This is a genomic window from Tardiphaga sp. 285_C5_N1_2 (assembly GCF_052076065.1).
Taxonomy (GTDB): domain Bacteria; phylum Pseudomonadota; class Alphaproteobacteria; order Rhizobiales; family Xanthobacteraceae; genus Tardiphaga; species Tardiphaga robiniae.
In genome coordinates this window covers 3,331,629-3,350,593 of the sequence record NZ_CP197241.1, presented here as the reverse complement: position 1 = coordinate 3,350,593, position 18,965 = coordinate 3,331,629, and the positions used below count along the sequence as shown (strand labels likewise).

Here is an 18,965-nt window from a genome sequence, read left to right as displayed (position 1 = left end):
GGCGGAGCGTGGCTCCGCCGTTTTTTGTTGGAGCTATCCTTACTTCGCGTCGAGACCGACAGTCCGGCCGGGGAAACCGGCGACATCGAAATATTTGTGCTCGCCGACCTTCTGCAATTGCAGCACCGTGACCAGACCCTGATCATCGGGCGCCGAACGCATCACGTCGGTCGTTGCCGTCGGCGTCTCACCCGTCACCGTCGCTTCGCTCATCACACGGCCGATCAGGCTGCCCTTGGCGTCGCGCTTCAGGCCAAGCAGGTGCGCGGCGGTCATGCCGGTATCGGCATTGCTGACCGGCAGGGGATCGACGAAGCCGGCTTTGAAGTCCGGGCCGATCGCTGCCATGAAGTTGTGGGTATCGCCGCGTCCGAACGAACCATGCATGCCCTGGCCCTGACGCAGCACGGTGTCGGCGATCTCCACCTGGCACGCCGCCGGCTCTTCGCAGCCCTCCGAATAGGAGCGGAATGAGACGACGATCGCGGGATGCGGCGTGACGGCTTTGCCGGACAGATTGATCGACGACAGCGGCAGCGCGCCGGGGAAGGAGCCCAGCGAGTCCTCAACGAAGATGCCGCTGATGTAATCCTGTTTCAGCAGCGCCTTTACGGTGCGGTCGGCGAGGTCCTTGTCGCCGGTCGGCAGATAGATCAGGTCAGAGCCGCCATTGGTGGCGATGATCAGCTCGGGCTTGTCCTTGTCCTTGCCGATATAGGCGTTGCCGGCCTTCGGATACGCATTGTCGGCAACGGCGGCGAATTTGTCGTTGGGATCGAACAGCGGCATGTCGAGCGACTTGGCGAGATCGATGGCCAGGAAGCCCAGCGGCAGGAAGCCTTCCGGCGTATCCGCATAGGTGCCCTTGATGGTCGCCGAGGTCTTGCTCTCCTTGGAGATCGTCGAGAAGCCGTGATCCGCCGAAATCATGATGTTGGTAGTGGCGGCGAGGCCGAGATCGTCGAGCGTCTTGCGCAGTTGCGCGAGATTATCGTCGGCGTTCTTGATCGAGGCCAGTGAAGACGGGCCGTTGATGCCGGGCGTCACTTTGTTGAGACTGTCACCCTGATTGTGCTGGGTGCCGTCGGGATCGCGCGACCAGAAGATGAGCACGAACGGCTTGTTGCGTGCCTTGAACATCGGCAGCACCACTTTGCTCGCGACATCGGCCATATAGGCCTGCTGCTTGATATTGGCTTCCGTGGTGCCAGGCGTCTTGGCGTCGCCCGCCTTGCCATTGTCGCCGCGGCCGGGTGTTTCCACCGCCAGGCCTGCCTTGGCCAAAGCGTCCTTCATCTCGTCAGACAGGGGAATGCCGAGCAGCTTGCCTGCTTTGTCGATGCCGCCGGTCTGGTCGTCGATGGTGATCGTCTCCTTGCCGGTGCGTTCGGTGTGATCGAACATCAGCGTCGGGCCGACCTTGCCGATCGCGGCGGTGGAATAGCCGGCCTTGCGCGCGGCCTTCAGCAGCGTTTCCTCATTGAGGTAGTCGCCGTTGAACTGCTCGTCGAGATCGCCCAGTACTTGGTCGTGTTCGATGAAGGGGATCGGGCTGTTGTTCTGCACCGGGGTGGGGTGGCCGGTATAGATCGAGTTCGAGAACACGCCGGTATCGCCGAGATAATGGCCGGACGCCATGCCCGACGCATTGGCCATGGTGAAGGTCGGAAACAGCGAATGAGAGTTTCGGAAATTGACGCCCTTATCCCGCACTGCGGACATCGCAGGCGCCGTTTCCGGCGTCACTTTCAGCGCCCGGAGCCCATCAGGTACGAACAAAATGAGGTTGCGGGGAGGGCTGTTTTGGGCGAAAGCCGTTGTTGCGGATATAAGAGTAAGACTGAGGGAGAGGATGGTGGCGCAGCGCATGAAAAACCTCGCTTCGAAAGAACTCGGCCGATCCGGTCCAGACGTCTTCTCTAGTTTTTGTCCGCGACAGAATTGTTACGACTGCGGCGCCATGCCACATTGTACCGTCGACCCCATCTTTCCGATCCCGCCTCAAGGTTGCAAGTAAGACAGCTCATGTTCAAAAAAATTCTGATCGCCAATCGCGGCGAGATCGCCTGCCGGGTCATCAAGTCCGCCCGCAAGATGGGTATCAAGACCGTCGCCGTCTATTCCGAAGCCGATCGCGATGCGCTGCATGTCGAGATGGCCGACGAGGCCGTGTTCATCGGACCTCCGGCCGCGGCCGAGAGCTATCTCCTGATCGAGAAAATCGTCGAGGCCTGCAAGCAGACCGGCGCCGAAGCGGTGCATCCCGGCTATGGCTTCCTGTCCGAGCGCGAGGCCTTCCCGCGCGCGCTGGAGGCCGCCGGTATCGTGTTCATCGGCCCCAATCCCGGCGCCATCGCCGCCATGGGCGACAAGATCGAGTCCAAGAAGGCCGCCGCGAAGGCCAATGTCTCCACCGTGCCGGGCTATCTCGGTGTCATTGAGGATGACAAGCATGCCGTGAAGATCGCCGACGAGATCGGCTATCCCGTGATGATCAAGGCGTCCGCCGGTGGCGGCGGCAAGGGCATGCGCATCGCGCATTCGACTTCGGAAGTGGTCGAGGGTTTCAATCTTGCCAAGGCCGAGGCGAAGTCGTCGTTCGGCGACGACCGTGTCTTCATCGAGAAGTTCATCGTCGATCCCCGCCACATTGAAATCCAGGTGCTCGGCGACAAGCACGGCAACGTGATCTATCTCGGCGAGCGCGAATGCTCGATCCAGCGCCGCAACCAGAAGGTCATCGAGGAGGCCCCGTCGCCGCTGCTCGACGAGACCACCCGCCGCAAGATGGGCGAGCAGGCCGTCGCGCTGGCCAAGGCCGTGAATTACGACTCTGCCGGCACCGTGGAATTCGTCGCCGGTCAGGACAAGAGCTTCTACTTCCTCGAAATGAATACCCGTCTGCAGGTCGAACATCCAGTGACTGAGCTCGTCACCGGCGTCGATCTCGTCGAGCAGATGATCCGTGTCGCTGCCGGCGAGAAGCTGCAGCTTGCGCAGAAGGACGTCACCCTGACCGGCTGGGCTGTGGAGTCCCGCGTCTATGCGGAAGACCCGTTCCGCAACTTTCTGCCGTCCATCGGCCGCCTTGTGAAGTATCGTCCGCCGGCCGAGAGCAAGTCCGACAACATCACCGTGCGCAACGACACCGGCGTGCAGGAGGGCGGCGAGATCTCGATCTATTACGATCCGATGATCGCCAAGCTTGTGACCCACGCCCCGTCGCGCGCCGCCGCCATCGAGGCGCAGTCTCATGCGCTCGACGCCTTCTATATCGACGGTATCCGCCACAACATTCCGTTCCTGTCGGCGCTGATGAGCCATCCGCGCTGGCGCGAGGGCAATCTTTCCACCGGCTTCATCGCCGAGGAATTCCCGAAGGGCTTCGCCGCCAGGGCGCCGGAGGGCGAAGTCGCCCGCCGTATCGCCGCGGTGGCCGCGGCCGTCGACTCGATCTACGGCGAACGCAAGCGGCAGATTTCCGGCCAGTTGATCGGCCGTCCGGTGACCCGTGCGGGTCGCCGCGCCGTGTGGCTGGAGCGCGAGGAGATCGCGCTCGACGTGGCCCGTGACGGCGATGTCGTGACGGTGGCCTTCGTCGGTGCTGACGGCAAGACGGGTGTGCCGCATAAGCTCTCGTCGTCCTGGAAGCCGGGCGTGCCGGTCTGGGAAGGCACCATCGACGGACACAACGTGGCCATGCAGGTGCGCCCTCAGACGTCGGGCATCCGCATCGCGCATCAGGGTTATGAAGTCGCGGTCAATGTCTTCACCGAGGCGGAGGCTACCGCTGCGCGCCTGATGCCGGTGGGCGTCAAGGCCGACACCGGCAAGAAGCTGCTGTGCCCGATGCCGGGCCTCGTCGTCTCGATTGCCGTGACCGAAGGTCAAGACGTCAAGGCCGGCGAGACCCTCGCCGTTGTGGAGGCGATGAAGATGCAGAACGTGCTCCGCGCCGAACGCGACGGCACCGTCAAGAAAATCCATGCCGCTGCTGGCGCAACGCTGGCGGTGGATGCGCTCATTCTTGAATTCGCGTGACGACCTTCCGGCAACGCCGTTACGGATTGCGGGCGATCCTGTCCGGCGATCGCTGCGTGCGTCCGGGATCGGTCTATGACGCGATATCGGTGCGCATCGCCGAAGACCTCGGTTTCGAGGTCGGCATGTTCGGCGGCTCGGCGGCGTCGCTTGCTATTCTCGGCGATCCCGACATCGCGCTGATCACGCTGTCCGAACTCACCGAGCAGATGCGGCGCATGTCGCGCGCCGGCTCGCTGCCGGTGCTGGTCGATGCCGATCACGGCTATGGCAATGCGCTCAATGTCCGCCGTACGGTGGAAGAGCTGGAAGCCGCCGGCGCCGCCGGCCTGACCATCGAGGACACGCTGCTGCCCGCCGCCTTTGGCGAAGCGAAGGCGCAGCTGATCTCTCCGGAAGAGGGGCTCGGCAAGGTCAAGGCTGCGCTGAATGCGAGACAGGACCCGGCGCTCGTCATCGTCGGTCGCACCGGCGCCGCGTCGATCACATCCGTGGATGACGCGATCGCACGCGCCAAATCCTATGAAGGTGCGGGTGTCGATGCAGTGATGTTCACCGGCCTAAAGAGCCGCGCCGAACTGCAGGCGGCCGCTGCTGCGACGACGCTGCCGATCGTGCTGGGCAGTCCCACCGATGACATGGATTGGGATTTCCTCAGCGCCCAGCGCGTCCGCATCGCCATTCAGGGCCATGCGCCGATCTCCGCGGCGACCGCTGCCGTCCATGCGACTCTTAAAGCAGTACGCGAAGGTGCGGGGCCGAAAGAGTTGAAGAACCTCGCCTCGTCCGAGCTGATGGAGAGCGTGACACGCGGAGCCATCGTGAAGCAACGCGGCATCGATTTTCTCGGGCTCAAGAAATAGATGAGTGGCGTGATCCGTCACGTGATGATCCTCGGCCGCGTGCAGGGCGTTGGCTATCGCTACTGGACCGGCCAACAAGCCTCGTTGCTCGGCCTCGAAGGCTGGGTGCGCAACCGCCGCGATGGCAGCGTGGAAGCGGTGTTTGCGGGGCCGGACGCGGTCGTGACGCAGATGATCGAAACGTGCCGCGGCGGTCCCACGGCCGCGCGTGTCGATAGTGTCGTGGTGAGCGATGCCACGCCCGAGATGCTTGCCCTACGCGTTAACGGCGAGGTTTTCTCGCAATTGCCGACGCTGTAATTTCGATCGCGTCGCTCAGACCGCCGTTTCCGCCGCGAACTGCTCTGCCTCGCCAAACACTTCCCCGAACGCCTGCCGCATCGCCACGTCCACATCGGTCATGCTAACGGGCAGGCCAAGATCGACCAGGCTGGTGACGCCGTAACGTGGATCGACCACGCCGCAGGGCACGATGGCGTCGAAATGCGCGAGGTCCGGTTCCACATTGATGGCGATGCCATGGAACGAGACCCAGCGCCGCAGCCGCACGCCGATGGCGGCGATCTTGTCTTCATATCCCGCGCCCTTGTCGGGGCGCGCGACCCAGACCCCGACGCGGTCCTCGCGCCGCTCGCCCTTCACGTTGAAGGCGTCCAGCGTCCGGATGATCAGGTCTTCCAGTGCCGCCACATAGGCCCGAACGTCGGGCCGGCGCGCCTTGAGGTCGAGCATCACATAGGCCACCCGCTGGCCGGGGCCGTGATAGGTCACCTGGCCGCCGCGGCCGGTCTCGAACACCGGATATCGGGCATCCAGCAGGTCGTCAGACTTGCCTGATGTGCCGGACGTATAGAGCGGGGGGTGTTCCAGCAGCCAGACCAGTTCCGGCGCGGTGCCGTCGGCAATGGCCGCAGCCCGGGCTTCCATCTCAGCGACGGCCTCAGGATAGGGAATCGGGGCATCGGATACCCGCCATTCCACCGGCCGGCCGGGGAGGCCGCGAGAAAACACTGTCAAATCGAGGGTTTGGCGGTCATTAACCATTGGCTAACCATAACATGTTGATCTCGCAGGCACCGCAATCTTGCATCTGTGCGATCCTGCATCTGGGAATTTGAGGCCGACGTGCCAACCCTCGATAAAATTACCGTCGATATCATGGTGGTTCTCGGCACCACGTCCATGCCCGTCCATCAGGTGATGCGGCTGAGCCGCGGTGCCATCATCGAACTGGATGCCACAGAGCAGGACGAGGTCAAAATCCTCGCCAACAACCTGCCTGTCGCGTCAGGCGTGGTGATGGTCGATCGCAACCGGATTGCGGTCGAGGTCAAGCAGATGCTGCCCCGGTCGCCTGACCACAGATAGGTGACCCGGAGAGGCCAAGAGGCCTTGTCTCCCCATCATTGGTTTGTTACATCGGCGCCGGTTGATCCGGCCGGGCGATTTGCCCTCGCCGGATTTCTTTAGCGCTCGTGGCGGAATTGGTAGACGCGCTGCCTTGAGGTGGCAGTCCGTAACAGGGTGGGGGTTCGAGTCCCTCCGAGCGCACCACACCTCACACACATCAAAAGACTGCTGCCATATCGGGTAAACGAGCCGGCTTTTCTCATCGTAGGATGATAGGCTGAGATTTGTATTGCGCCCCTGACAGCTCCGTCCGGGCGACGGCCAGAACCTCGCGCCGTCGGAGCAGGAGCCAACATTCGGTGGTGGTGTGACGTCGCTGTAACTACTAGCGATAGTTTTTTCGGACGGAATCGTATAGGTTGGCGATTGGGAGTTTCGTAATCGGAAATCCTTAAAATCGCCGTTGTGGTGATTTGTTCTGCAAACACTTTGAACGTGTGCTGTTGCAAGAAAGTGACAAGACTGGACGGATTCTTGCTTTAATCTAGGGTTGTGGCTCTGAGGCAGGTCGAATGCAACTTCCGCACAAAATGATTCGAGACCGAGCCTATTTCATCGCTGGTCGCCCGGCCGCCAGTCGCAAATCTCATGATCCGAATATCGAAAGCGCGATCAGGGATGCCGAGTACTATCTCGATAGCCTTCCCGACAATTTCTATCGCCCGTTGATTTCAGGGGCGACGGCAGCGTCACAAGAACAAATATTGGTTCTGACGTGGCTCGTCCAAATGCATGATGAGATGAAAGCGGTCGAAGTGGCTTTTTTGGGAAATGGCATGTGCCGCGTGATGTGGCCGAGCGCCTCATTGACCCGAGAGGTTGAACGGCTATCGGTGAAAGACCTGCTTTCCTTGCATCTTGAAGAAATGGTCAGTCAGTATCGTACTGCTCGTGATCCGGATGAGTGGCTTGTGCAATGAAGGTTTGCTTGAGCTAGTCGCAAAAGGCTAGTTGCAGCCATAGGCCTTCCACAAGTCGCGAAGCGTGCCCTCTGGTAGCTTCCCGCTATTGTGCAGCTTGATGCTGCCCAAGCCGCTACACACACATACTGCCGCGGCACGGTCGGCTTTGTCCTTGCCAACCTGATTCTTGGCTTTCTTGCGTGCTTCGACCTGTCGGTCCACGCAGCCATTGATCTCGGACACGAGTTGATCAAGGAGTTGGCCTGGGATGATGACAATCGATTTGATTGCGCTGTCGCTCCCCTTCATCGCCAGCACCTCTGCGTTGGTCCCGGATGCGTTTCCCTTAAATTTGTCCAGTGCCTGATCTGTGCTGAGGTTCTGGGTGGCCATCAGGTCTTTCACTGAACGCCCGATGCTGAGCAGCGATGCAAGTATTGAAAGTCCCGAAGCTGCAATGGGCAATTCCAGCATTTCCGTCCTCCAAAAGATTATCGCTTAAAAGTGTACCTCTCAATCAAATATCAACCAGAAGGAGAGGGCAAGTGCGGCTGTCGGTCTTGAGGGGACGGTTGATGCGCAAATGCCGTGCGAGCTCTCAGCCTGACATTGCCAGCACCAGCGCGCAGATCGCTGCGACGGCGCCGATCAGAAACGCCGTCCCATAGCCGAAAACGCCCGCCGCATATCCAACTGCCGGCGCAGTCAGCCCGATCGCCAGGTCGAAGAAGGCGATGAAATTCGCCACCGCGCGGCCGCGCTGTTCGATGGGTACGCGGCGCGTGGCTTCGACACCCATTGAGGGAAAGATCAGCGAGAATCCGATGCCGGTGACCAGCGCGCCGAGTAGTGCGAGCATCGGACTCGTGGACAGCCAGATCAGCGCCTGGCCGAGCGCCTCGATCGCCAACGACGTCATCGCGACGCGCGCGCCGCCGAACCGGTCGGGCAGATGGCTGCCGACCAGGCGCACGACAATGAAGCCGGTGGAGAAGGCGGCGAGCGCAATGCCGGCGCCCGACCAGCCGCGTTCGACATAGGTCAGCGCGAGAAAGCCGGTGATCCCCGCGAAGGGAATGGTGGCGAGGAACAGCACCGTGCCAGAACGCCAGATCAGTCCGATCACCTTGTAGAACGGCGTGCGTTCGGTGCTGCCCGACACAGGCACGTCAGGGATGGCGTAGGCGATCCCCAGCGCGATCAGTGGCGAGATGGCCGCCAGCACGCCGACGCCGGCAAAGCCGATGGAGGCATAGACCGCGAGGCCGATCGGTGCGCCCAATCCAATCGCCGAATACATCGCGATGCCCTGCCACGACATCACCAGACCAGTGCGGTGCGGGCCGAGCCGTCCGATGCACCAGCTCATGGCGCCGGTGATGAACAGGCTTTCGCCGAAGCCGAGCGCGACGCGTCCGATCAGCAGCAGCGTGAGCTTGCCTTCGGCCGGCAGCGGCAGGGTGGCAGCCAGCAGATAGAACAGGCCGGCCAGCGCCGACAGCGGCAGGCCGAGCCGGATCGCGTAGCGCGCGCCGTGATGGTCGCTGAGCGTGCCGGCGCGGTGCCGGGTAAGCACCGTCACCACCGACTGGATGCCGATGGCGAAGCCGATCACGCCGGCCGAGAAGCCGAGCTGGTCGTGTATGTAGAGCGAGATCGGCGGCAGCGGCAGGCCGACCGAGAGGAAGCCGAAAAAGACGATCAGCACCTGCTTGATCAGGCTGGCGCGGTCGTCGCGGCTGAGCGGCGCAGGTTTGGATGCGGTTTTGAATTTTGGGGGAGCGTTCTGATTCATGTCGACGTGCTTTCGAGGCGGCCAGCCACATTGGGGCTGTCCGGAGCTGAGCACGTTGAGTGACGTTAACGCTTACGGCGGGGAGACACCCTGCAATGACGGCTGGTTACGGCGAAGCAGGTTCCTCTGTCAAGGTTGTATAGTGCGGGAAGCGCTGCCGCATGATCGCGCTTAGGCACGTCGCCCGAACATGTCGCTCCTCGTTCGGCTTGGTCGGTGCCACGCGCCGTCGTTGACAAAAGTCCGTTGGCGCGTTGCGGGTAAATCTCCAGATGCATTGCAGTTGTCATCATCCTTTAGCGCTCGGGTAACGACTTGCCAGTAGCAACGCCGCCGTCCGGCAGCTAGACATGGCCGGTAGCGTCGATCTTCCGGAGCGGACATGAAATATCTGAGCTATGCCTATCGTTTCATCTCCAACTTTGCCTTTCTGGCGCTGGTCTATTTCAGCCTGAACTTCGTCGGCGCCTATCAGCAGCGCGCCATCGTGGCGGCGCTGGTGCTGGCCTATGCCGGCATGCGGGCGATCTCGGCGCTGCGCTCCTTCGTCTTCTTCAAGGCGATCGAGAAGCTCGAGCTCGAAGCACGCCGGCTCGGCGGCTTGTCCGGTGAGGGCCCGGCTGCCGTTGCAACACGCAAGATGGTTGTGAAGGACGTGGTCGAGCAGCGCCAGGCCGGCGAGATGAAGTCCTATATCGACCTGCTGTTCCTCGGCATCATCGTGGTGCTGTGCATCGCCAAGATCGTCAGTTGATCCCGTCGCGCTCAGCGCGGGACGGCAACTGCCGTCGGATGCAGGCCCGGCGGAATGGCGCCGGGGATGGTGCGTCTGGCGGCGCTGGCGTCGATCGAGATCAGTTTCGCAATCGCATCTGAATCGCTGCCGCGGGCAGGCGCCGTCTGTTGTGCATGATGTGGTAGCTGCACGAGTGCCTTGATCGGCTTGCCGTGACGTTCGGCGAGCTCGAACAGGTCCTGTGCCGGTACCGGCAGCGAGGCACTGCTGGTCATCGCATGCAGCGCCGCGGCGCGCGGCCACGGAGCCTGTTCGGGCAATGGCACGGCATTGCGCGGCCGGCGCATGCGATCGAAATTCTCGGTCAGCGACAGCATCTGGTCGGAGGCCGAGATCGCCGGCGCCGGCAGCATGTCGTCATGGGCAAAGGCGAATGTCGGCACCTTGTGCCAGCGCGTGACGGCCACGGTCTCCGACACCGGATGCAACCGCCACTGCTGCGGCTCCGTGGGGGTCTTGGGCTTGTCGGGCGTGGCCGCCTCGACATGGACGATGCGATAGCCGCCGGCCTTGAGGTCGCGCAGGATGCCGGGCAGAGCGGCGACGGTCCGCGGCTGGATATCGTGCAGCAACAGGATGCCCTTGCCCTTGGCGGCGATGCGCGAAATCGCGAGGTCATGGACCTTCTGCGACGACACATGCCGCCAGTCGTCGGCCGGGAAATCGGCGCTCCAGGTCTGGATCCCGCGTGACGCGAGATAGTCTTCGACGACGCTGGCGCGCAGCAGGCCGGGAATCCGGAAGAACGGCGACAGCAGTGCGGGATCGCCGAGCGCCGCCGTGGTATTGGCGATGCCGTCCTCGATCTCCTGCTGCGCCTTCTCGATCGGCATGCGGTTCATGCTGAGCGGATGGTTCTGGCTGTGGGTGCCGACGGTGTGGCCGAGCGCGATCAGCTTGCGCACGCCTTCGGGATGTTCCTTCGCCATCCGGCCGATGATGAAGAACGTCGCCTTCACGCATTCGGAGGCCAGGATATCGAGGATCGCATTCGAGTGTTTCGGGATCGGACCGTCGTCGAAGGTCAGCACGACCTCCTTGTCCTGGAGCGGCAGCGTTTCGGCATATTGCATCGTGCCGATCTTGGGATGCTCGCGGGGATCGACCACGATGGTGCGCGAGGTGCCGAGCGCGCCGGGATTGCCCGGGCACGCCTCGGCCGACAAAGCGCTGGTGGTGGAGGCTGCGGCGGCGGTGAACAGGGTCAGGCCGGTGAGCAGGCTCAGGCACAGAAGGCGTCGTGCCCGGTCAGTCGTCGCCTTGTTCATTGGTCGATCCGTCACTCGCTTTGATGTCGGCTGTGAAGTTACCGGGGCGGCTGTGAACGCAATGTTAATCATGTCGGCCCGCCGACGGTATTTTCCGCATCCTGATGGTCGCGCGTTCTACTGGGAACTGGAGCGGGCGGACCCTGCGGCCGGCGGCACGATATGCACGACCCGGTAGCGGTTCTCCCGGAGATAGCGCAGGAAATCGGGCAGCATCGCGGCAGTCTGCGCCTTGGTGTCGTGAAACAGGATGATTCCCCGCCCGGCGGCCTTGAGCCGGCCGGTAATCAGCTCCAGTTGCTGCTGCGGGGTCATGGGATTCCAGTCGCTGGCCCAGAAATCCGCGCCGAACACTGCGATCCGGCGGGATTGCAGCATGTCCAGCAGGGCTGGCGTCGACTCGAAATAGGGAAACCGGAAGAAGGGCGTGGTCGGCACGGTGGTGGCCTTGCCATTCAGCGCCATTTCGTCGGCGCTGATGCCGCGGTCGATCTGTTCGACGGCAGCCGCATTGCTGATCTTCTTGAGGTCGGCATGGGCGAGGGTGTGATGTCCGATGGTGTGGCCCTCGGCTGCCATGCGCTTCACCAGCGCCGCATTGGCCATCGCGCTGTTGCCGATCAGGAAGAAGGTCGCGCGAACACATTCGCGCGACAGCGCCGTGAGAATTTTCGTCGTGGTCGGCGCATTCGGGCCATCGTCGAAGGTCAGCACGACCTCGCGGTCTTCCAGCGGCAGCGTGTCCGGAAAACTCTGCGTTCCGACCCGCGGAGTGGTCTTGGGATCCACGGTGAGAATGCGTGCGGTACCGAGCGTGTCCTTGCGCGGGCAGTCTTCGGCATGGGCGACAACGGTCGATGCAATCAAGGCAAGAATGGCGGCCTTCAACACGATCACGACACTTTCCCGGCCGCTGATTTGGCGCACCGCATTTTTCCGATTGCATCAGGCATTGCGCATTGGGTAATGCCTGATGCGAGCTTCTGTTCACAGATGGATTAGCGCATTTCCGACAGGATAGCGCTAGCTCCGTCACCCCCCAAACAAGCAGGCGAGGTGCGGCATGGCCGATGACGTCGATCTCGCCCAATCGGTCGCTCCCGAGGAATTGTCGGCGCTCGACAGGATGCCGATGCGCAACGATGACGGCGACATTCGCCCCGAATTTGTCGAGGCGATCTCGCACGCGGTTCAGGTTGCCGATACCGCATTTCTCAAGGAGATCGTCGGCGAGCTGCACGAGGCCGATCTCGGCGACCTGATCGAAGCCCTCGATGCCGACGAGCGCGCGCCCCTGATCGAGCTGACCGGCGCCGATTTCGACTTCTCGGCGCTCAACGAAGTCGACGATGCCGTCCGCGAGGAATTGCTCGAGGAGCTGGAACCGGAAACCGTCGCCGAGGGTGTCCGCGAGCTCGATTCCGACGATGCCGTCGAACTGCTGGAAGGCGTCGACGAGGAGGTCCAGGACGAGATCCTCGAGAAGTTGCCGCTGTCCGAGCGCGTGGCGCTCGAGCGCAGCCTCACTTACCCGGAAAACTCCGCCGGCCGGCGGATGCAGACCGAGTTCATTGCGGTCCCGCCGGACTGGAATGTCGGTCAGGTCATCGACTATATGCGCGAAACGCCGGACCTGCCGGACCGGTTTTACGAGATCTATTCCGTCGGCGCCGATCAGCGCTGGCAGGGCGCAGTGTCGCTGGACGCGCTGCTGCGCGCCCGCCGTCCGGTGCTGCTGGCTGATCTGATCGACGAGGACCGCCGCCGCGTCTCGGTGATGGACGATCAGGAGGAAGTGGCGCGGATGTTCGGCAAGTACAATCTTGTCGCCGCGCCCGTGGTCGATACCGATGACCGGCTGGTCGGCGTCATCACCATCGACGACGTCGTCGACGTCATCGAGGAGGAAGCCGACGAGGATCTCAAGGCGCTCGGCGGCGTCACGTCGGACGAAGAACTGTCGGACAATTTCTGGACCATCGCCAAGGGCCGCTTTACCTGGCTGCTGATCAATCTCGCCACCGCCTTCATCGCGTCGTCGGTGCTGGGCCTGTTCGAGGACCAGCTGCAGCAGATGGTGGCGCTGGCTGTGCTGGCGCCCATTGTCGCCAGTCAGGGCGGCAATGCCGCAACCCAGACCATGACGGTTGCGGTGCGCGCATTGGCGACGCGGCAGCTCAACCCCAACAACGCCATGCGCATCGTGATCCGCGAAGGCCTTGTCGGCCTGATCAATGGTCTGGCCTTTGCCGTGATCACCGGCATCGCCGCCTATGCCTGGTTCAGGACGCCCGGTCTCGGCATCGTCATCGGCCTTGCAATGATCTGCAATCTGATCGCCGGCGCACTCGGTGGCATCCTGATCCCGATGGTGCTCGAACGCGTCAAGGCCGACCCGGCCGTGGCCTCCGGTACCTTCGTGACCACGGTGACCGACGTGGTCGGCTTCTTCGCGTTCTTGGGGATCGCGACGCTGTGGTTCGGGCTGAAGTAGGGATCATTCGCGACGTTTCAGCCGTCTTGATCCATCTTATGCTCAATTGCCCTTTGCGACTGCCGTGCCATCGGGCTGCGCAAGCCCGATGTCCAGATAAGCCTCTATCTGCTTCACGAGCTGTGCCCTCTTGAATGGGATAGCCCTCATGCTCACAAAGCGGTGCACTCGGGGTGATTTTCCTGTAAGCGCTCGCTTCACACGTTCTCCGTGGCCGACGCGACGAATGAATATAACAGGAGGAATACATGCCGGCTCTGCCGCTCTCGGGCATCAAGGTTATCGATATGACGCGGGTGCTTGCCGGCCCGATCGCGGGTCAGATGCTTGGCGATTTCGGCGCCGAAGTCATCAAGATCGAACGCCCTGGAACCGGCGACGATTCCCGCGCATTCGGCCCCCCCTATCTGAACGATCCGGACGGTAGCAGGCGAGACAACTCCTTCTATCTTTGCGCCAACCGCAACAAGAAATCGGTCACGGTCAATGTGGCCAAGCCTGAAGGCCAGGAGATCATTCGCGAGCTCGTCAAGACGGCCGACGTGTTGCTGGAGAACTACAAGGTCGGTGACCTCAAGCGTTATGGCCTCGACTACGACGCGATCAAGGCCATCAACCCGCGCATCGTTTACTGCTCGGTGACGGGCTTCGGACAAACCGGTCCCTACGCCACACGCGCCGGCTATGATGCGATCCTGCAGGCGATGGGTGGTCTCATGAGCGTGACGGGCCATCTCGATGGCGAGCCGGGCGAGGGCCCCATGAAGGTCGGTCCCTCGATCGTGGACTATATGACCGGCTTGAATGCCACCATCGGCGTGATGTCGGCGCTCTATCATCGCGATGCCGGCGGCGGCGAGGGGCAGCAAATCGATGCTTGTCTGTTCGATACGGTGATCGCCTCCCTTTCACATTGGCTCCAACCCTATCTCATCAGCGGAAAAGTCCCGCCGCGGCGCGGAACCTGGGGCAATGGCGGCATGCCTGCCGGTGTCTTCCGTTGCACCGATGGCGAGTTGATGCTCGTGAATGGCAATGACGGCCAGTTCCAGCGGACATGCGAAGTGCTCGGAGAGCCGGACCTGGCCAAGGATCCGCGCTTCCTGAAGAACAACGATCGTGTCCAGCATGGCAAGGAGATCATGGCCATCTTCGCCGGTCTTTTCCTGAAGCAGCCCGTCGCCTACTGGCTGGAGCGTCTGGAGGCGGTCGGCGTACCGTCCGGCCCGATCAACGACTTCGATCAGGTTTTCGCGGACCCTCATGTGAAGTCCCGCGGTATGCGCGTGAGCTCAAACCATCCCTTCGAGCCGGCGCTTTCGCTCGTACGAAATCCGCTGATGTTTTCGGGCACGCCGATCACCGAATATCACGCGCCGCCACTTCTCGGCTCCAACACGGACGAAATCCTGTCCACCATCGGCTACGACGGCGAACGGATCGCCGCGCTGAGGACGAAGGGCATCGTCTAGGCCGGTCGGGGCAGGCGATCGATGGCGTCACACCTGTATTCGCTCTCATCTCCGACCGACCGCAAGTCGGTCGGAGAGCCAATTAAACTTTAGCTGTTCGCTCGCGCGTTCATGCTTAACGTTCGGCCATCGGATAGCCACGAACACACCGCGGCCGGTAGTCCTCCGACGAGCCCAACCATCAAGATTGGCCATAAGTCGTTTGATCCTCCCCACATGAAAAGCATGATCAAGACTGCAGGGAGTGCTGCCGTCACCGCCGTTCCCATAACTCGGAGTGGCCTTGCAGAAAGCATCCAATCGACCCAAGCCAGCAGCAAGGCCGGGATAACCGCGATTGCGTAGGACTCAACCATCCAATCGAGAAGATTCTTAAACCCATCAGGCGCCGTGAATACGACCGACGCAAGAGGCGGAAAGAGAGCCGGGAAAATCAGAAAGCGTTTCATGCCACCTTCGTCAGTCTTCGTGGCGATCTTGTTCAATTTTGAAGTCTCATAGTGTTGCCAGCGACGTAGCCGGTGGGTGCCCCAAACCGGTCCTGCCGTCGTTATCCGTCAACGTAGCAGCGTGCTCAACGCAACAATTGCAGCACCAAGGCCAGGCTTGCGGCGACAACGGCACTCAAAGCGAAGCCGACAGAGCCTAGGGCGAGAGCGCCAACAAATCCGTGCTGCTGCCAGCCATAAGGAGCACTGAAAATGTGGCCGCTCCAACTACAGATATCGTCCATACAACTTGAATTGCGATCTTCAGAGTCGCCACATCGGCGCTCCTATTCCACATTCAGATGAACCAATGCTGGGCCTTCGATGACCAAAGTTGCATGCGTCACTTATTGTCTGAAAATCTCGTGAGCCAGGTCAAGGCATATTCAAAGGCATTGATTGAAGAGAGCGTAGTGAGAGCCGCGTACCCGCTCGTTTCGCTTTCCCACTCGACGTCCAGCCCTTCCGCCACACCCGCCGGTGTACCGGCTCGCGGGGCTTCATTTGCTCACAGTGGTATTGTGTTCCACATTTTCGATGCGCCGAACGGAGATCTCAAATGAAGCTCAAACTTTCCGCCGCGCTGCTCGCCGCAAGCCTCCCGCTCTCATCGATAGCTTTCGCCCAGGGCACCGCGCCCGCCGACGTTGCAGTGATCAATGCTTGCCTGAAGACCGCGGAGGAAACCGGCGGTTTCGGCGGCGCGTGTGTCGGGCTCGTCGCCGACCCCTGCATCAAAAAGGCGGAGGGCGTGAATGACGATGTCGCCAAATGGAAAGCCTGCGCGGCGCGCGAACTCGCCATTTGGACGCAGAAAACCAATGAGGCGCTAAAGAAGGTTGAGGCCGGTGGGTTCGCCGACAAGATCAAGGCGGTCAAGGACTCGCAGACAACCTTCGCCGCGTCGCGTGATCGCTTCTGCGCGGTCTTCGACAAAGTCGAGCCCGGCATGTACCGGGGCGACGCGAACTACTGCCGCCTGCGCGAGACCGCGAACCGCGCGCTGAGCTTGATCAAGCTCGGCGCTGCGGTCAACGAGCACTGAGACCTCTTAGTCCCACTCTCGATTGTCTCTCGCATAGGCTTATCGTCGATGTGGGGGCAGAGCGCGAGAGCTTTCCGCTGTTTTTGCAACGACGTGACAGCCCTTCGAACAAAACCTGAAGTATTCCTCTTTCGTCACGATTTTATTTGGTTCGACCATCGTTGTTAAACGAGAGAAGCTATTGCAGATGCGCTCAATCTCTAATGTAAGCCAATACAGAGTTGATGGTCGAAAGTCGCTCTTCTTGCTCCTGCTTTTATTTGCGATCCCCTCGGATGACTGCTCCGCGCAGACACCGCCGCCCCCAATCAACGAACGTGCGTTCGAGCGCGTGCCGCCGACAGTCGTAACGAGGTTGGCGACCCGCTTTTCGCTAGGCTCATTTGCGGGCCGCTTCGAGGAGACGCGGCTCGACGCGGTTCGCGAAGCCCTGGGCGAAGGGACCATCCAACACCGAGGCGACGCTGGAGATAGTATCTATTGGCTGTGTTATCGGCCCGCGCAGCATCGATTGTGGGTCGTGTCCGGCGGGGAGATAGGCGGCCCGGATCATCTCGTCACGGAAATCGTTGAAGAGCTCACCGAGAAAGACGCCGGTGCTTCGACCGATTGCGGCATTATCCCGGAAAAATTCTCGCCCGTCATCTTCGACGGCAAGCTGCATTTAGGTATGTCGCGTCAGGAGGTAATCACGGCGTTGGGACCGCCGTCGAAGTCGGAAGCTGCTCAGATCGTGTATTCGCACGAGGGAAAGCTCGCAGACGGTTTCGATGAGACCGCTTGGCTCATTCTCCGATTTCGTGAAAACAAGCTTGTGTCCATGCGCGGCGGCAAGACCACAACGAATTGAAGTGGCTGCGAGCAGCGTTCGCGCTTTGCGACGGATGGGAGCGAGCCATGCCCGCTCCCGCACGACCTGCATCACATACCCGAGCCGAATGCCTATCGATGCCCGGATGGCGGCTCATGGTTCAAAGCGGCCTCGCTCGCCGAAGCATGTTTCACGCGGTTTCAGCAACATGGGTGCCCGGCCATCCCGCATCTCTTGGGGCCGACGATCGCCAACACCGGGATCGCCGGCTCACTTGTCTTCACGGCTCCTTAACTGCAATCGACGACCATCACGCGCAATGAGGTCGAACATGCGCTTGCGGTTGAAGGCTGACGGACGGATCGTCGAATTGCGGGACGGGCACGAGGTGCCGCTGATTCCCGATATGCCTGTCGTGCCGGAGCCGGTCGCGGTGCGACCCGGCGAAGCCGAAGTGCGCGATCTGCGCCGCCGTGCGCAGCTGACCCAGATGGAATTTGCCGCGCGTCTTGGCGTTCCTGTCGAGACGATCCGCAATTGGGAGCAGGGCAAGCGCATGCCGCGCGGTCCAGCCCGTGCCTTGCTGGCGGTGATCGCACACGCACCGGAGACGGTGTTCGCGGCGCTTGCACCGGTTGCTGCGGACGCCTGAACGATCACTGTGGATCATCGCCTGCGCTGACGCGCCGGCCATGTCCAGGAAAAGCTTGTCGGCGTTCGTATCGTTCCTCTGTCAGAGGAGAAGATGATGCAGTTCGTGGAAGCAAACGGCGCCCGCATCCCGGCCATTGGCCTCGGGACATGGGAACTGCGCGGCCGCATTTGTGCGCGTGTCGTCGAGCAGGCGATCCGGCTCGGCTATCGCCACATCGACACCGCACAGGTCTATGAGAACGAGCGCGATGTCGGCGAGGGCATTCATGCCGCGCACATTCGCCGTGACGAGATGTTCGTGACGACCAAGGTCTGGACCACGCATTTCGCGCCTCACAATCTCGAACGCTCCGTGAAGGAAAGCCTGACGCGGCTGCGCATGACCGAGGTCGATCTGCTGTTGCTGCACTGGCCGAACCCGCAGGTGCCGCTGGAGGAAACGCTCGGCGCGCTGGCGCATGCCAGGCAGATGGGCCTGACCAGACATATAGGCCTGTCGAATTTCACCGTGGCGCTGATCGAACAGGCTGTGGCCGCATGTCCCGCGCCGCTGGTCTGCGATCAGGTCGAGTATCATCCCTATCTTGACCAGGTAAAGGTGCAGGGCGCCTGCCGGCAGAATGGTCTGGCCATGGTCGCCTACAGCCCCATCGCCCAGGGCAATGTCCGCGGCGATGAAACGCTTGCCGAGATCGGCAAGGCACATGGCAAGAGCGCAGCACAGGTCTGCCTGCGCTGGCTGGTCCAACAGGGCGCGGTGGCGATCCCGCGCACCTCCAAGGTCGAGCGTCTGTCGGAGAATATCGACGTGTTCGATTTCATGCTGTCCGAAACCGAGATGACGCGGATTTCGCATCTGGCGCATCCGAAGGGGCGGCTGACCGACTACGGCTTCGCGCCGAAATGGGATTGATCCATCAGGCCGA

The 18,965-nt window shown here is 61.8% G+C and carries 18 protein-coding genes and 1 tRNA gene; 13 read left to right on the top strand and 6 right to left on the bottom strand.

From position 1 onward, the window contains the following. Positions 1-39: 39 nt before the first annotated feature. A complete protein-coding gene (locus AB7951_RS16065) occupies positions 40-1,869 on the bottom strand; it encodes an alkaline phosphatase family protein (RefSeq protein ID WP_439061416.1) in 1,830 nt (609 codons plus the stop codon). 156 nt (positions 1,870-2,025) lie between these two features. Between AB7951_RS16065 and AB7951_RS16060 the strand changes: the two genes are divergently transcribed. The 3 genes from AB7951_RS16060 to AB7951_RS16050 are packed head-to-tail and all read left to right on the top strand — an operon-like array spanning position 2,026 to position 5,204. Then, entirely contained in the window at positions 2,026-4,041 is a 2,016-nt protein-coding gene (locus AB7951_RS16060; protein ID WP_093758858.1) for an acetyl-CoA carboxylase biotin carboxylase subunit, read from the top strand. Beyond that, positions 4,038-4,904 carry an isocitrate lyase/PEP mutase family protein gene (locus AB7951_RS16055; RefSeq protein WP_439061417.1) on the top strand — a complete coding sequence of 289 codons (867 nt, stop codon included), beginning with the start codon at positions 4,038-4,040 and terminating at the stop codon, positions 4,902-4,904. Before AB7951_RS16060 ends, AB7951_RS16055 begins: the two co-directional genes overlap by 4 nt. After that, complete coding sequence (locus tag AB7951_RS16050) at positions 4,905-5,204, top strand: acylphosphatase (RefSeq protein WP_120290274.1); 300 nt, start codon at positions 4,905-4,907, stop codon at positions 5,202-5,204. 15 nt (positions 5,205-5,219) lie between these two features. On the opposite strand, the gene lipB is transcribed toward AB7951_RS16050, so the two are convergent. After that, positions 5,220-5,948 carry a lipoyl(octanoyl) transferase LipB gene (gene lipB, locus AB7951_RS16045; protein ID WP_120290272.1) on the bottom strand — a complete coding sequence of 243 codons (729 nt, stop codon included), beginning with the start codon at positions 5,946-5,948 and terminating at the stop codon, positions 5,220-5,222. Positions 5,949-6,029: 81 nt separating this feature from the next. Between lipB and AB7951_RS16040 the strand changes: the two genes are divergently transcribed. The 3 genes from AB7951_RS16040 (at position 6,030) to AB7951_RS16030 (ending at position 7,234) form a co-directional block, all read left to right on the top strand. Then, positions 6,030-6,272 carry a FliM/FliN family flagellar motor switch protein gene (locus AB7951_RS16040; RefSeq protein ID WP_068730739.1) on the top strand — a complete coding sequence of 81 codons (243 nt, stop codon included), beginning with the start codon at positions 6,030-6,032 and terminating at the stop codon, positions 6,270-6,272. 101 nt (positions 6,273-6,373) lie between these two features. Continuing rightward, a tRNA-Leu gene (locus AB7951_RS16035) sits at positions 6,374-6,458 on the top strand. A 368-nt stretch (positions 6,459-6,826) separates the two neighbouring features. Beyond that, a complete protein-coding gene (locus tag AB7951_RS16030; protein ID WP_139285848.1) occupies positions 6,827-7,234 on the top strand; it encodes a hypothetical protein in 408 nt (135 codons plus the stop codon). 27 nt (positions 7,235-7,261) lie between these two features. Here the strand turns inward: AB7951_RS16030 and AB7951_RS16025 are convergent, their stop codons facing one another. After that, positions 7,262-7,690 (bottom strand): hypothetical protein, encoded by a 429-nt coding sequence (locus AB7951_RS16025; protein ID WP_093758853.1) that lies wholly within the window; start codon positions 7,688-7,690, stop codon positions 7,262-7,264. Positions 7,691-7,814: 124 nt separating this feature from the next. Then, on the bottom strand, positions 7,815-9,011 hold the full coding sequence (locus tag AB7951_RS16020) for an MFS transporter (RefSeq protein ID WP_120290270.1): 1,197 nt from the start codon (positions 9,009-9,011) through the stop codon (positions 7,815-7,817). Positions 9,012-9,393: 382 nt separating this feature from the next. Here AB7951_RS16020 and AB7951_RS16015 point away from each other — a divergent pair, with 382 nt between their 5' ends. Further along, positions 9,394-9,765: a hypothetical protein gene (locus tag AB7951_RS16015; protein WP_120290268.1), complete on the top strand. Its 372-nt coding sequence runs from the start codon at positions 9,394-9,396 to the stop codon at positions 9,763-9,765. A gap of 11 nt (positions 9,766-9,776) precedes the next feature. Here the strand turns inward: AB7951_RS16015 and AB7951_RS16010 are convergent, their stop codons facing one another. Further along, entirely contained in the window at positions 9,777-11,075 is a 1,299-nt protein-coding gene (locus AB7951_RS16010) for a polysaccharide deacetylase family protein (RefSeq protein WP_120290266.1), read from the bottom strand. Positions 11,076-11,192: 117 nt separating this feature from the next. Next, on the bottom strand, positions 11,193-11,972 hold the full coding sequence (locus AB7951_RS16005) for a polysaccharide deacetylase family protein (protein WP_439061494.1): 780 nt from the start codon (positions 11,970-11,972) through the stop codon (positions 11,193-11,195). A 166-nt stretch (positions 11,973-12,138) separates the two neighbouring features. Here AB7951_RS16005 and mgtE point away from each other — a divergent pair, with 166 nt between their 5' ends. The 6 genes from mgtE (at position 12,139) to AB7951_RS15975 (ending at position 18,952) form a co-directional block, all read left to right on the top strand. Then, on the top strand, positions 12,139-13,569 hold the full coding sequence (gene mgtE, locus AB7951_RS16000) for a magnesium transporter (protein WP_120290264.1): 1,431 nt from the start codon (positions 12,139-12,141) through the stop codon (positions 13,567-13,569). 248 nt (positions 13,570-13,817) lie between these two features. Continuing rightward, positions 13,818-15,041 (top strand): CaiB/BaiF CoA transferase family protein, encoded by a 1,224-nt coding sequence (locus AB7951_RS15995; protein ID WP_120290262.1) that lies wholly within the window; start codon positions 13,818-13,820, stop codon positions 15,039-15,041. Between the two features lie 1,047 nt (positions 15,042-16,088). Beyond that, complete coding sequence (locus AB7951_RS15990; RefSeq protein WP_120290258.1) at positions 16,089-16,574, top strand: lysozyme inhibitor LprI family protein; 486 nt, start codon at positions 16,089-16,091, stop codon at positions 16,572-16,574. Positions 16,575-16,761: 187 nt separating this feature from the next. After that, positions 16,762-17,424 carry a hypothetical protein gene (locus tag AB7951_RS15985; RefSeq protein WP_147421662.1) on the top strand — a complete coding sequence of 221 codons (663 nt, stop codon included), beginning with the start codon at positions 16,762-16,764 and terminating at the stop codon, positions 17,422-17,424. Positions 17,425-17,716: 292 nt separating this feature from the next. Continuing rightward, positions 17,717-18,037, top strand: coding sequence for a helix-turn-helix domain-containing protein (locus AB7951_RS15980; protein ID WP_199712072.1), 321 nt, complete (start codon positions 17,717-17,719; stop codon positions 18,035-18,037). A 96-nt stretch (positions 18,038-18,133) separates the two neighbouring features. Then, positions 18,134-18,952 carry an aldo/keto reductase gene (locus tag AB7951_RS15975; protein WP_120290388.1) on the top strand — a complete coding sequence of 273 codons (819 nt, stop codon included), beginning with the start codon at positions 18,134-18,136 and terminating at the stop codon, positions 18,950-18,952. The last annotated feature ends 13 nt before the right edge of the window (positions 18,953-18,965 follow it).